14 protein-coding genes are annotated in these 12,041 nt (G+C 71.3%); 4 read left to right on the top strand and 10 right to left on the bottom strand.

Annotated elements, in window-relative coordinates; translation table 11 throughout:
* The 9 genes from speE to ACTIFU_RS18900 all read right to left on the bottom strand — a co-directional run.
* The coding region (gene speE / locus ACTIFU_RS18940) for a polyamine aminopropyltransferase (protein WP_439579879.1) at positions 1–718 on the bottom strand (718 nt) is incomplete at its 3' end.
* 93 nt (positions 719–811) lie between these two features.
* A complete protein-coding gene (speD, locus tag ACTIFU_RS18935; protein WP_439579878.1) occupies positions 812–1,276 on the bottom strand; it encodes an adenosylmethionine decarboxylase in 465 nt (154 codons plus the stop codon).
* Between the two features lie 132 nt (positions 1,277–1,408).
* Positions 1,409–4,411 (bottom strand): hypothetical protein, encoded by a 3,003-nt coding sequence (locus ACTIFU_RS18930; protein ID WP_439579877.1) that lies wholly within the window; start codon positions 4,409–4,411, stop codon positions 1,409–1,411.
* Entirely contained in the window at positions 4,411–5,064 is a 654-nt protein-coding gene (locus ACTIFU_RS18925) for a protein phosphatase CheZ (RefSeq protein ID WP_439579876.1), read from the bottom strand. The genes ACTIFU_RS18930 and ACTIFU_RS18925 overlap by 1 nt, the downstream gene beginning before the upstream one ends.
* On the bottom strand, positions 5,057–5,425 hold the full coding sequence (locus ACTIFU_RS18920; RefSeq protein WP_439579875.1) for a chemotaxis response regulator CheY: 369 nt from the start codon (positions 5,423–5,425) through the stop codon (positions 5,057–5,059). The genes ACTIFU_RS18925 and ACTIFU_RS18920 overlap by 8 nt, the downstream gene beginning before the upstream one ends.
* Before the next feature lie 68 nt (positions 5,426–5,493).
* Entirely contained in the window at positions 5,494–6,204 is a 711-nt protein-coding gene (locus tag ACTIFU_RS18915; protein ID WP_439579874.1) for a MotE family protein, read from the bottom strand.
* On the bottom strand, positions 6,201–6,650 hold the full coding sequence (locus ACTIFU_RS18910; protein WP_439579873.1) for a DUF6468 domain-containing protein: 450 nt from the start codon (positions 6,648–6,650) through the stop codon (positions 6,201–6,203). The genes ACTIFU_RS18915 and ACTIFU_RS18910 overlap by 4 nt, the downstream gene beginning before the upstream one ends.
* Positions 6,650–7,720, bottom strand: a complete 1,071-nt coding sequence (gene fliM / locus ACTIFU_RS18905) for a flagellar motor switch protein FliM (RefSeq protein ID WP_439579872.1) — start codon at positions 7,718–7,720, stop codon at positions 6,650–6,652. Before fliM ends, ACTIFU_RS18910 begins: the two co-directional genes overlap by 1 nt.
* Positions 7,717–8,223, bottom strand: coding sequence for a flagellar basal body-associated FliL family protein (locus ACTIFU_RS18900; protein ID WP_439579871.1), 507 nt, complete (start codon positions 8,221–8,223; stop codon positions 7,717–7,719). Before ACTIFU_RS18900 ends, fliM begins: the two co-directional genes overlap by 4 nt.
* Positions 8,224–8,503: 280 nt before the next feature.
* On the opposite strand from ACTIFU_RS18900, the gene flgF reads away from it, so the two are divergent.
* From flgF to flgH, 4 genes are read left to right on the top strand one after another with little or no spacing between them, the layout of a single operon-like run.
* Entirely contained in the window at positions 8,504–9,244 is a 741-nt protein-coding gene (gene flgF, locus ACTIFU_RS18895) for a flagellar basal-body rod protein FlgF (RefSeq protein WP_439579870.1), read from the top strand.
* 23 nt (positions 9,245–9,267) lie between these two features.
* On the top strand, positions 9,268–10,053 hold the full coding sequence (gene flgG, locus ACTIFU_RS18890) for a flagellar basal-body rod protein FlgG (RefSeq protein WP_439579869.1): 786 nt from the start codon (positions 9,268–9,270) through the stop codon (positions 10,051–10,053).
* Between the two features lie 5 nt (positions 10,054–10,058).
* Positions 10,059–11,042 (top strand): flagellar basal body P-ring formation chaperone FlgA, encoded by a 984-nt coding sequence (gene flgA, locus ACTIFU_RS18885; RefSeq protein WP_439579868.1) that lies wholly within the window; start codon positions 10,059–10,061, stop codon positions 11,040–11,042.
* Complete coding sequence (gene flgH / locus ACTIFU_RS18880) at positions 11,039–11,776, top strand: flagellar basal body L-ring protein FlgH (protein WP_439579867.1); 738 nt, start codon at positions 11,039–11,041, stop codon at positions 11,774–11,776. The genes flgA and flgH overlap by 4 nt, the downstream gene beginning before the upstream one ends.
* A 48-nt stretch (positions 11,777–11,824) precedes the next feature.
* Here the strand turns inward: flgH and ACTIFU_RS18875 are convergent.
* Positions 11,825–12,041, bottom strand: a 217-nt coding sequence (locus tag ACTIFU_RS18875) for a hypothetical protein (protein WP_439579866.1), incomplete at its 5' end; no start/stop codon positions are given.

Here is a 12,041-nt window from a genome sequence, read left to right as displayed (position 1 = left end):
TCGCAGCCCAGCCGAGCGTCATGAAGCCGCCGACATAGGTCGGCACGGCGGCGACATAGGCGTGCACGTCGGCGAACACCTTGCGCCGGCGCAGGCTCGTGTCGCGCAGCTCGTCGCCCTGCATGAACGGCACGCCGCACTGGTTCACGATCACCCCGCGTGGCGTCAGGATGCGCGCGCAGTTGACGTAGAACGCATCGGTGAACAGTACCTTGCCGACGCCGATCGGGTCGGTGCTGTCGACGATGATGACGTCGTAGCTCGCCTCCGCCGCCTCGCGCACATGAGCGATCCCGTCGCCGACGATCACCTCGGCACGCGGATCGCTCCAGGCATCGCCCGAGATCGCCGGCATGTGCGCGCGGCAGAGCCGGATCACCTCGCCGTCGATCTCTACCATCACCGCACGCTCGACGGCGCGGTGGGCAAGCACTCGACGCAGCACCCCGCCGTCGCCCGCGCCGATGATCAGGACGCGGCGCGCTTCGCCATGCGCGATCAGCGGCACGTGCGCGAGCATCTCCTGGTAGATGAACTCGTCAGCCTCGGTGATCTGGATGACGCCGTCCAGCACCAGGACGCGGCCGTGGCTCTCGGTCTCGACGATGGCGATGTCCTGGAACGCGGAGCGCACGCGCGCGAGTTCGCGCGCTACACGGAAGCGCTGTCCCCACGCCGGATAGAGCGTCTCGTTCAGCCAGATCTCAGCGGAGCTCATGATCGTCCTCGCGTCGGCGCGTCTCGGGTGCGGCACGCCGCGCCCGAGACGCATACCCGCTGACGGAAGGCAGGACCGACCGGCGCCGGCCCCTCAGCCCACCATGCCGCGCTTCTGCTCGCCGAGCAGCACGCGCTCCGGACGGAACGCACGCTTGAGCGCCGGGATCGAATCGTATGGATCGCAGGCGCCGCACATGAAGATGTCGATCGCGGCGTAGTCGCGCTCGGGCCAGGTGTGGATCGAGATGTGGCTCTCCGCGAGCACCAGCACCCCGGACACGCCCCCGTTCGGCGTGAAGTGGTGGAAGTGCCCGTGCAGGATCGTGGCGCCGGCTGTCTCGGCGGCCTTGCGCAGCGCCGCGTCAATATGCTCGGGGTCGTCGAGCTGCGAGGCTCCCCACAGATCGACGAGCAGATGCGTGCCGGCGAACCTGACGCCGTTCCGCTCGACGAAATAGTCCTTCCTGTCCTCCGAGCACTCGGTGCCGGGGCGATCGATCGTCTGGGCTTCGCTCGGAGAGTCCGAGACCATCCCCAGTCGGGTGAGAGCGTTCATGGCGAACCCCTTTCCAACCAGCAGATGACCAGCGGGCGCGGTCAAGGCGGCGGTATTTGAGGCACCCTCCCCCGCGATGCAAGCCTTAATCGTCCCTGCCGGTGCATAGGGCGGTCCCGCCCCGCGCCGGGCTCAGCGCGGTGCGCTGGTGGCAAGCACGGCAAGGATGCGCGGCATCTCGCGCGCGAGGCGGAGTTCGGCGGAGACACGCGGCAGATCGGAGGCGCCACGCACCGGCCCGCCGGTCAGCAGCCGGAACGGCTCTGAGAGCGGTCCGGTCTGCATCGCGGCACCGTGATCGCCTGCCAGCGTGGCGAGCGTCGCGGCATCGCCCGAGAGGGAGGCCGCGACGGCGAGGCGCAGCAGCACACGACGCTGCTCCGCATCGAGCGGCGCTCCGGGTGGCGGCAGGCTGGTCCGCGCGAACACCTTCAGCGCCGCGGCCGCGTCCGCCCAGTCGCCGACCTGCGCCGCAAGCTCCGCGCGGGCGTCCAGCACGCGCGGGTCGTCCGCACGCGCGAGCAGGGCCCGCGCGGCCGGCACGTCACCCCCGGCCGCGAGGGCGCGCGCCTTCAGCACCAGCCGCTCTGCCCCGAGCGCGGGCGGCGGCAGGTGCGGCTCGCTCGCCGACAGCACGGTGAGCGCGCCAGCCGTATCGCCGTCCGAGAGTTTGAGCCGGGCCAGCCTCAGTCCGGTGCGCGCCCGGTCGATGCCGCGCTCCGGCTGCGAGTCCATCAGCCGTTGCAGGGTCACCGCGGCGCGAGCGGTCAGATCCAGCGCCACCAGCCGCTCGGCGAAGCGTGCGACGATCTCGTCGCCGGCCTGGCCCGGCGGCAGCAGATCCGCGTTCTCCTCGAACAGCGCGATCACCTCGACCGGCGGCAGCGTGTCGGCGGCGCCGTCGCGGAACAGCGCGGCGAAAGCCTCGCCGAGCCGCGCGCGGATGTCGCCCGGGCGGTCCGGGAAAAGCGACGCAGTCTCGCGCAGCAGCGCGAGCGCGCCAGACCAGTCGCCGGACTGCGCGCGGAGTTCGGCCGCGCGGAGCCGGAGCGCGCGCTCGGCCGCGTCTCCGCGCCAGGCATAGAGCAGCGGCTCGAGCCGGGCCGCAGCCTCGGGCGACCCGAGCCGGCCCTCGCGCAGGCCGAGTTCGATCGCGCGCGCGAGCGCACGCACCCGCTGGCGACGGTCGCGCAACCGGTCGAGCGCCGCATAGGCCTCGAGTGCCTCGTCGATCCGCCCGCGCGCCTCGATCAGCATCGCCCGCGCGAGCGCGAGCTCGGGCAGCTCGCCGAGCCGGGCCAGCAGCGCGTCGGCCACCTCGACCTCGCCGCCATCGAGCATCGCCTCGGCCGCGGCCGGGGCGATCCGGCGTGCGAGCGGTAGCGGATAGGTCGGCAGCAATGGGGCCGAGGCGGCGAACTGCGGCGCGGTCACGGAGGTTGGCGTGCCGGTCTGATCAGCGAGCCAGGCGCGCCAGAGCGTGATCTCATCGGTACCGTCGAGGCGCGGGTCCGAGAGCGGTACGCGCGCCTCCTCGACCCGGCCGGCGAGCAGGGCGGCCGCACCGGCGAGCGCCGCCCAGCGCGGCGTCGCGGCGGCGACGGGGTCCTCGGTCGCGGCAAGCGCCAGCACGGCGTAGGCCTCGGGGCCGAAGCCGAGTGCCAGCATGGTCTCGGCCAGCATCATGCGCGGCCGGGCACGCGCGAGCGGCGGGGCGGCCGCCGTCTCGGCGCGCAGCAGCCGCAGCCGCTCGGCGAGCGCCTGCTCGGAAAGCGCCGGGATGTCGAAGCTGCGCGTCGGCGCTCGGGTTGCGAGCGAGAGGTCGACGCCCTGCTGGCCCGGCGTGATCGCGAGCCCACGCGGCATGGTCTGGCCTGCGGCGACCGCGAAGGCGTTGTCGGCAGGGCGCAGCGTGATGTGCTCGGACCAGGCGAGCACGGCTACGCCCCGCTGTGTCGGCATCAGCGAGAACTCGGGATAGGCGCGACCCACGGGCACACGGCCGTCACCGTCGGCAAGCGTGCCGATCAGCAGACGCTCGCCAGTATCCGGGTCGCTGAGATGCACGACCGCGGCGGCTCCGGGCGCCGCGACGGAGAGCCCGACACGCCCGTTCTCCTCGCGCACCGCGGCGGCAAGCGCGTTGCCCGGCGGGAATCCGTCGGGAAGGGACTCAAGCCGAACGCCGCGCTCGGTGCGCGCGAGGCGGATCGCGGCCTCGCCCGGCAGCTTGACCCGGATCACGGTCGCGGTCGGCGTGACCGCCACCTCGGCCGAGCCGTACACCGGGTCGGCGCGCAGTGGCCGGAGGTCGATCGGCCGGGCCTCGTCGGCGACCACCCAGATCCAGTCGCCGCGGCGCAGCACCGCAAACCCCGTGGTCTCCGCGAACGGCAGCACGACGGACGGGTGCGGCGCGTTGCGGACCGCCCGCGCAGTGAGGGTCACGGGCCCCGCGGCCGTGGGCGCGGGCGCCGGTGCCGCCGCCGGGATCGCCGCCGGAACGTCGGCTGGCGGCACGGCGATGGTCTCGCGGCCGGGTGCCTCCGGGGCACGCGCGTCGGCTTGAACGGTCGGTGCCGGATCGGCCGATCGCGTTGGGGGGGAGGGAGAAACCGGAGTTGCCGTGGCAGGCGTATCCTGCAGCCGCGAAGGAGACAGCGGTGCCGGCGCAGGAGCCGCCGCCTGATCGGGCTCCACCCGCCCCGCGACGGGCGGAAGGACAGGCGGCAGCGGCAGCGGCGCGACGACAGGAGCGGCCACGCTCAGGGGCTGGCGCGGTGTCCGATCGCCTGTCGAAACGTCGAGCACGATGCGCGTGCCAAGGCGGTAGTGGCGCAGCGATGCGCCGGGCGCGACGTCGATCGCGGCGGCCGTCCCCGCGGGATCGAGCGCGGTGATCTGCCGCGGCAGCCGCTGCCGCACCCCCTCGGTCGCGAACCGGCCGGGGCGCTCGAAGGACAGCAGGATCCTGTCACCCTCCCGCGCCACGGTGTAGCCGACCGCGGCCGGCCACTCGAACACCACCCGTCCGAATCCGGGATGGCTGCCGGCGCGGACCGCGACCGGCTCGTCCGCCAGCGCGGTGGAGGTGACGAGGATGAGCGAAAGGGCAAGCAGCCGGTATCCGTGCATCAGTCGAAACTCGCGAGCAGACGGTCGATTTCGGCCTGGCCGACGCCGGCGCCGGGAAGCTGCGGGCCGTTCAGGAGTGAGGGCGCGTCGGCAATGGTGCCGCGCGGCGCAGCTTCATCGGCGCCGGGCGCGCGGTCGGAGAACGTCGTCACGATCGCGGCGATACGGTCCTCGATCGACTTCAGGGTGCGGACGACCTTGGTGATCCGCTGGCCGGTGATGTCCTGAAAGCTGCACGCCTCGTAGATCCGCGTGACCGCTGCCTGGATCGCCTCGCCCCTGACTCCGCCGATCTCGCCCGCCGCCTTCTCGAACGTCTCGCAGCAATCGAGGATCTCGTTGGTGGCCTGCGCCGTCGCCTCGACGATCGCATCGAGCTCGTCGGTGGCGGACGGGATGAAGGCACGGTTGATGTCCTCGACCTGCAGTGAGGCGATCTCCTGTTTCGCCGCAGCGATCGTCCGCCCGATCTGCTCGACCTCGGCCAGCAGCGTCGCCTCGCCCGCGGTCAGGTCGCCATGCAGCGTCGTGAGCACCTGCTCGACGATCTCGGCCACCGCCTCGGGCGTGGTCGCGTCGCGATGGCGCATGCGCAGCACGGCGAGCCGTTCCGCCAGGGCGGCGGGGCCTGGGCCGTTGGTGCCGTCAGGCATGGACGAGCACCTTCTCGATCTTCTCCTTCAGCGTCTCGGCGTTGAACGGCTTGACGATGTAGTTCGAGACGCCGGCCTGCTTCGCCGCGATCACGTTCTCGGTCTTGCTCTCGGCCGTGATCATGATGAACGGCAGGTTGCGCAGCTTGGCATCCGCGCGCACTTCCTGGAGCAGCTGCAGACCCGTCATCGGCTGCATGTTCCAATCCGAGATCACCAGGCCGTAGCTGCCGCTGCGCAGCATCGTCAGCGCCTGTGCGCCGTCGGTCGCCTCGTCGACGTTGTTGAACTCGAGCTGGCGCAGGAGGTTGCGGATGATCCGCAGCATCGTCTTGTAGTCGTCGACGATGAGGATGTTCATGTTCTTGTCCATTGACGCAGCCACGCTCCTTCACTGACGGCGACCGGTAAGCCGCCGGATTGCCTGGGTCAGCCGCCCGCCCCGCCGTCCTCGGGCGAGCGGGCGCGGCGCTGCGCGAGTTCTGCCGTCAGTGCCTTCGCCTTGTCGGGGTTCATCCCGGCGAGGATCGGCGCGGCGTTGCGCTCGCGCATGCGCTCGACCACCTCTATCAGCACGGGCATTTCCAGTTCGTTGAAGATGCGCGCGGCATCGCGTGGACGCATGGTCTCGTAGATCTTCACGAGGCCGCGCCAGCCGGCGTCCTCGCGTTCGCGCGCCGCCTGATCCAGCGTCTCGAGCCGCTGCTGAAGCTGCTGGAGTTCCTCGATCCGCTCGGCGAGCCGGCGCTCGGCGGCGACCACGACGGCCTCGCGCTCGGCAATGGTGCGCTCCCGCTCGTCGAGCGCGAGCCGGCGCGCACGCAGATCCTCGAGCACCGTGATCTCGGCCGCACTCGGCTGGGTGAAGCGCGGCGCCGGCACGCTCTCGGCCGGCGGGGCCGGTGCGGCAGCGGGTGGCGCCTCCGTGCGTGCCGCGGGCCGGGGCGGACGTGCCTGGTCTTCGCCGCGCGCGGCCAGTGCGGCCGGAACGATCGGCAGGCCGACCGCGCTGTCGGGCGCGGGGCCGAGCGGAATGCCGATCATCAGGGCGGCGATGCGCACGGTCAGCAATGCGGCAAGCGTGACGATCACGAAGGGCAGCAGCCGCGCGCTGGCGCGGCGGGGGGGTCTGACGGTCATCGGGCGAGCCTCAGGGCCTGCATCAGGTCGCGCTCGGCCTGGCTGCGCAGCTTGGGCGCATCGGCCGTCTCGGGCATGGCACGCGCGGCCCCACGCGGCTCGGGCGCATTGGCGAGCGCGCGCGCCTCGCGCACCCGCACGTCGAGCCGGTCGGCGAGCGCCTCGCCGCGCTCGATCAGGAACACGAGGTCGCCCTTCAGCCGCTCGGCCGCCTCGGTCTGCTCGGCCACCTGATGACCCGCGCCCTCGGCGGCGGCGCGCAGCCGCGCGGTGGCGGCCTCGGCACGCGCGGTCGCCTCGTTGAAGCCGGCGACCAGGGCCTCGAGCGCTGCGTTGTCGCGACGCAGCACGCCGAGCCGCCGCTCGAGCCGGACAGCGTAGAGAAGTGTCGCGGCGAGCAGCACCAGCAGCAGCGCCTCGAGGCCCCATTGCAGCAGCGTGATCATCAGGGCTCCCCTTCCCGGCGCGGCACGTCACGCTCGATCCGCACGGCCATCCGGCCGCTGCGGCGTCCCATCCGTCCCTGGAACAGCGGCACGCCGCCGCAGCGCAGGCTGACGGGCGTCTCGGCGGTCGCGTTCAGCACGATGCGGCTGCCCTCGCGCCACGACATGACGTCGGAGAGCTTGGTCCACTGCTCGTCGATCACGGCGGACAGCTCGACGTCGGTCTCCCAAAGCTCCTCGGCGAGGTGGGTCTCCCAGATGCTGTCGCGACCGAACTTCTCGCCCATGAACTGCTGCAGCAGCATCTCGCGCACGGGTTCGAGCGTTGCGTAGGGCAGCAGCAGCTCGAGCCGGCCGCCGCGGTCCTCCATCTCGACGCGGAGCTTGGTCAGCACCGCCGCGTTCGAGAGACGGCTGACCACCGCGAAGCGCGGGTTGGTCTCGAGTCGCTCGAAGCGGAAGTTCACCGGGCAGAGCGGATCGAAGGCCTGGGACAGGTCGGCCAGCACGACATGGATCATCCGCTCGACCAGTGTGCGCTCGATCGTGGTGTAGGGGCGGCCCTCGATGCGCATCTGCGCGGTGCCGCGCCGTCCGCCGAGCAGCACGTCGACGATCGAGTAGATCATCGCCGAGTCGACCACCATCAGCCCGTAGTTGTCCCACTCCTCGGCCTTGAACACCGCGAGCATCGCCGGCAGCGGGATCGAGTTCAGGTAGTCGCCGAACCGGAGCGAAACGATGTTGTCGATCGACACCTCGACGTTGTCGGAGGTGAAGTTGCGCAAGGACGTGCTCATGATCCGCACCAGGCGGTCGAACACGATCTCGAGCATCGGCAGACGCTCGTACGTGACGAGGCCCGAGGAGATGATCCGTTGGATACCCGAGAGCTCGACATCCGAGGACGGGCCGCTGTCGAAGCCGAGCAGGCTGTCGATCTCGGCCTGATTGAGCACGCGCGCGGCGTCCGGGCCGGCATCCTCGCCGCCGTCGCTGCCCTCGACCTCGGCACCCCAGGCGGCCGCGAGGGCCGCGTCGTCAAGTTCGGTCTCGGGCGTGCCGCTCATTGCACCAGCATCTCGACAAACAGGACGTCGGTGACCGCGACCGGATGCGCGGCCACCTTGGCGCGCGCGGTCAGCTCCTCGCGCAGCCGGTGCATGCCGACCGAGCCGCGCAGCTCCTCGGGGCGGAGTTCGCGAAGATAGGTGGTGAACAGATCCTGGAGCCGCGGCACCACAGCGTCCATCGACGGCAGGTCGCGGCTGTCGGCGATCTCGATGCGCGCGACCAGCTTGAGATAGGACGGCCGCCGCCCGGCACCGACATTCAGGTTGACGATGATGTCGGGCATCGAGAACAGCGCGGGCTCGATCTGCACCTCGGCCGGCGGTTCCGAGGCACCGCCGAGGCCGAGCAGCCCTGGCAGCACACCGCTGAACCACAGACCGCCACCAAGGGCCGCCACCACGACAGGGGCCGCCAGCAGGATCAGCTTCCGCCGCCCGGTGGGCGCGGGCTGTTCCGCTGTCGCCGCATCGTCCTCCGCTACCGACGCGCTGCCGGCCATGGCCTGCGTTCCCATTCCACTCTGGCGGATGTCGCCCTGACCTCCGCAGGCATGTGTGTGCAGCGGGCGCGGTTAAGGAAGCTTGAAAGGGACGCGGATCGCCGCGCCGGGCAGCACGGCACGCCGCGTCGCCCGTCGAGCGCCGCTTGCCGGGCAGGGTTTGCCGAAGGGGCGCTGCCGCAGCCGCCGTCGTCGCGGAACGCCGCGGAAAACGTGCGGTCCAGGGCCTGGCACGGCGTTTGCGACGGCCGATGCGACGCACCTCCTGGACACGCTCACCATGGACACCACCGGCTACGTCGCCCTCTCCCGCATGGTCGCGCTGCAGCGCCAGACCGACATGACGGCGCACAACATCGCCAACGCGAACACGCCCGGCTTCAAGGCCTCGCGCATGCTGTTCAGCGACTATCTGGTCAACCAGCGCCGGGTGGATCAGCCCACGGCCGCGCGCACGGTGCAGTTCGTGCAGGACCGCGGCACGCACCGGGAGATGCGCCCCGGCGCGTTGCAGACCACCGGCAATCCGCTGGACGTGGCGCTCGCCGACGACGGCTTCCTGGTGTTCGACACCCCGCGCGGCGAGCGCTACAGCCGCAACGGACGCCTGACGCTCGACGCCGATGGCCGACTGGTCGGCCCCGAGGGCTTTCCGGTGCTCACCGAGGGCGGCGAGCCGATCGTCATCGGCCCGGATGAGGGCCAGATCAGCATCGCGACCGACGGCACCGTCGGCACCGAGAACGGCCAGATCGGCCGCATCCGCGTGGTCCGCTTCGACGACCCGCAGGCGCTCAGGGCCGAGGGGGTCAATCTCTACGCCGCCGACGCCGAGCCGCTGCCTGTCGAGGCGCCGGTGGTGATGCAGGGCGTGGTCGAGGACTCCAACGTCCAGTCGGTGGTGGAGCTGACCATGCTGATGGCGCAGATGCGCGAGTTCCAGTTCGCCTCGCAGTTCATCGAGCGCGAGGGCGAGCGGCAGACCCAGGCGATCGAGCGCCTGACCCGGCGCCGCGGCTGACCCGATCGGAAGGAGAGCGGACCATGAGATCCCTGCACATCGCCGCGACCGGAATGCTCGCGCAGCAGACCAATGTCGAGGTGATCTCCAACAACATCGCCAACATGTCGACCACCGGCTTCAAGCGTCGGCGCGCCGAGTTCCAGGACCTGATCTACCAGAACATGCGCCGGGTCGGCTCAACCAGCTCGGACACCGGCACGATCGTGCCGGCCGGCGTGCAGCTGGGCCTCGGCGTGAAGACCGCGGCGGTCTACAGGATCCACGAGCAGGGCAACCTGCAACAGACCGAGAACCGGTTCGACATCGCGATCCGCGGGCCGGGCTACTTCCGCATCGAGCTGCCCAACGGCGACTTCGCCTACACCCGCGACGGTACCTTCGGATTGAGCCCGAACGGGGAGGTGGTGACGGCCGACGGGTTCCGGCTGCTGCCCGGCGTGCTGGTCCCCCAGGCCGCACGCGACGTCACGATCAACGCCAACGGCGAGGTGCTGGTGAAGCTGGACGGCCAGATCGCGCCGGCGAACGTGGGCCAGATCACGACCGCCATCTTCGCCAACGAGGGCGGGCTGGAGGCGATCGGCGACAACCTGTTCCTCGAGACCCCGGCCTCGGGCCAGGGGCAGATCGGCGTGCCCGGCGGACCCGGCTACGGCAACCTGATGCAGGGCTTCATCGAGACCTCGAACGTGAACGTGGTCTCCGAGATCACCTCGCTGATCACCGCGCAGCGCGCCTACGAGATGAACAGCAAGGTGATCACCGCCTCCGACGAGATGCTCTCCACCCTGACCAGGCTGCGGTGAGGTCGATGATGCGACGGTTCCTGCTTTCGCTGTCCCTGCTGGTCGCCGTGCCGGCCGAGGCCGCGGGCGAGGCCATTGCGCGCGCGCGCGTCGTGATCGACACGCCGCAGGTGCGGCTCGTGGATCTGTTCGACAATGCCGGGCCGCGCGGTGAGCGCGTGCTGGGTCCCGCGCCGGCACCCGGCCAGCGCTACATCGTCCCGATCGGCCAGCTCGCCGCGATCGCGCGCGACAATGGCCTGACGCTGGTCGGCGGCGGCCCGACGGTGGTCGAACGGCCCGGCCGGGCGATCGCGCGCGAGGAGGTCGAGGCGGTGCTGCGCGACGCGCTGCTCGCCGCCGGGGCCGGCGGCAGCCCCGACGCGCGGATCGAGGTCCAGCCGTTCACGCCGCCCACCGTGCCGCTGGCGGGCACGCCGCAGCTCCTGATCGAGGACCTCGCCTGGGATCACGCCTCGGGCCGGTTTGCCGCGACGCTGGCTGCGATCGTCCCGGACGAGCAGCCGCTGCGCACGCGCCTCGCCGGGCGCGTGACCGACCTGGTCGCGGTGCCGGTCGCCGTCCGCCGGATCGCCGCCGGCACGGCGGTCACGCCGAGCGACGTGCGCATCGCCAAGCTGTCGCCCGATCGGGTGCCGGCCGACGTCGTGCTCGATCCGAGCGAGCTCGCCGGACAGGTGGTGCGGCGGCCGATCGCCCCCGGCACGCCGATCGGGCTGTCGGAACTCGGCGGGCGGCTGGTGGTGATGAAGGACTCCCCGGTCGTGATGACGATCGAGGTCCCGGGGCTCGCCGTGACTGCCCAGGGCCGCGCACTCGACAACGGCGCACGCGGCGACATCGTCCAGGTGCTCAACATCGCCAGCCGCGCCGTGGTCGAGGCGACCGTGATCGGTCCCGGCCGCGTGCGCGTCACCCCGGGCAGCATGCCGGTCTCGCGCCCCACCGATCGACGCTTCTCCAACCGCCGCGCGGAGCTGATCCGATGACCATCCGCCTCCTCCTGCTCGCCTCTGCCGTGATGCTCTCGGCGTGCAACGCGCCGCAGCGTCTCTCCGAGATCGGCCGCGGTCCGCAGCTCTCTCAGATCGAGAACCCGACCGCGCAACCCGGCTGGCGCCCGGTGTCGATGCCGATGCCGACGCCGCAGGTGCCCGAGCGGACCGCCAACAGCCTGTGGCGGCCGGGCTCGCGCGCCTTCTTCAAGGATCAGCGCGCAACGAACGTGGGCGACATCATCACGGTCCTGGTGAGCATCCGCGACGAGGCCCAGCTCGAGAACAGCTCGACGCGCAACCGCAACAACAACGAGAACCTCGGCCTGCCGCAGATGCTCGGGCTGGAGTCGAGCCTCACGCGGATCCTGCCGGGCACCATCAATCCCGCAAACCTGGTCACCGCCTCCTCGACCGGCGGGTCGACCGGCAAGGGCCAGATCCAGCGCACCGAGCAGGTGACGCTGCGCGTCGCCGCCGTGGTCACGCAGGTGCTGCCGAACGGCAACCTGGTGCTGAACGGCAAGCAGGAGGTGCGCGTGAACAACGAGCTGCGCGAGCTCTCGATCAACGGCGTGGTCCGCACCCAGGACATCGGCTCCGACAACACGGTGCGGCACGACCGGATGGCCGAGGCGCGCATCGCCTATGGCGGGCGCGGCATCATCAGCGACATCCAGCAGCCGCGCTACGGCCAACAGCTGCTTGACATCATCCTGCCGTTCTGATGGCGATACAACGCGGTCGAGCAGATGCCCGGCGCACGGCGGAGGCAGCTACATCTTCACCAGCGCCTTGAGCCGGTATTTCGCGGGCGCGGGGGCCAACTGCTCGAAGGTCTGGGTGCGGAACTCCCACGGTCCGGCACCGTTGGGGCCGCGCCAGCCGACGACCGTTCCGTTGTACCGGCTCACCCCCTTGGAATCGACGCGATAGCTCGACGGGCCGAACACCTTGTGGATGGTCTGCCCGCCCAGCGCGCGGATGTCCTGT

This window comes from Elioraea sp., from assembly GCF_051860475.1.
Lineage (GTDB): Bacteria > Pseudomonadota > Alphaproteobacteria > Acetobacterales > Acetobacteraceae > Elioraea.
This window is presented reverse-complemented; position numbering and strand designations above follow the sequence as displayed.

Bases quoted from the DNA above. Each gene is read 5' to 3' on its own strand.
- ACTIFU_RS18910 (WP_439579873.1), bottom strand. From the start codon at position 6,650: ATGATCACGCTGCTGCAATGGGGCCTCGAGGCGCTGCTGCTGGTGCTG.
- ACTIFU_RS18915 (WP_439579874.1), bottom strand. From the start codon at position 6,204: ATGACCGTCAGACCCCCCCGCCGCGCCAGCGCGCGGCTGCTGCCCTTC.
- ACTIFU_RS18925 (WP_439579876.1), bottom strand. From the start codon at position 5,064: ATGCCTGACGGCACCAACGGCCCAGGCCCCGCCGCCCTGGCGGAACGG.
- fliM (WP_439579872.1), bottom strand. From the start codon at position 7,720: ATGAGCGGCACGCCCGAGACCGAACTTGACGACGCGGCCCTCGCGGCC.
- flgF (WP_439579870.1), top strand. From the start codon at position 8,504: ATGGACACCACCGGCTACGTCGCCCTCTCCCGCATGGTCGCGCTGCAG.
- ACTIFU_RS18930 (WP_439579877.1), bottom strand. From the start codon at position 4,411: ATGCACGGATACCGGCTGCTTGCCCTTTCGCTCATCCTCGTCACCTCC.
- flgA (WP_439579868.1), top strand. From the start codon at position 10,059: ATGATGCGACGGTTCCTGCTTTCGCTGTCCCTGCTGGTCGCCGTGCCG.
- flgH (WP_439579867.1), top strand. From the start codon at position 11,039: ATGACCATCCGCCTCCTCCTGCTCGCCTCTGCCGTGATGCTCTCGGCG.
- ACTIFU_RS18920 (WP_439579875.1), bottom strand. From the start codon at position 5,425: ATGAACATCCTCATCGTCGACGACTACAAGACGATGCTGCGGATCATC.
- ACTIFU_RS18900 (WP_439579871.1), bottom strand. From the start codon at position 8,223: ATGGCCGGCAGCGCGTCGGTAGCGGAGGACGATGCGGCGACAGCGGAA.
- flgG (WP_439579869.1), top strand. From the start codon at position 9,268: ATGAGATCCCTGCACATCGCCGCGACCGGAATGCTCGCGCAGCAGACC.
- speD (WP_439579878.1), bottom strand. From the start codon at position 1,276: ATGAACGCTCTCACCCGACTGGGGATGGTCTCGGACTCTCCGAGCGAA.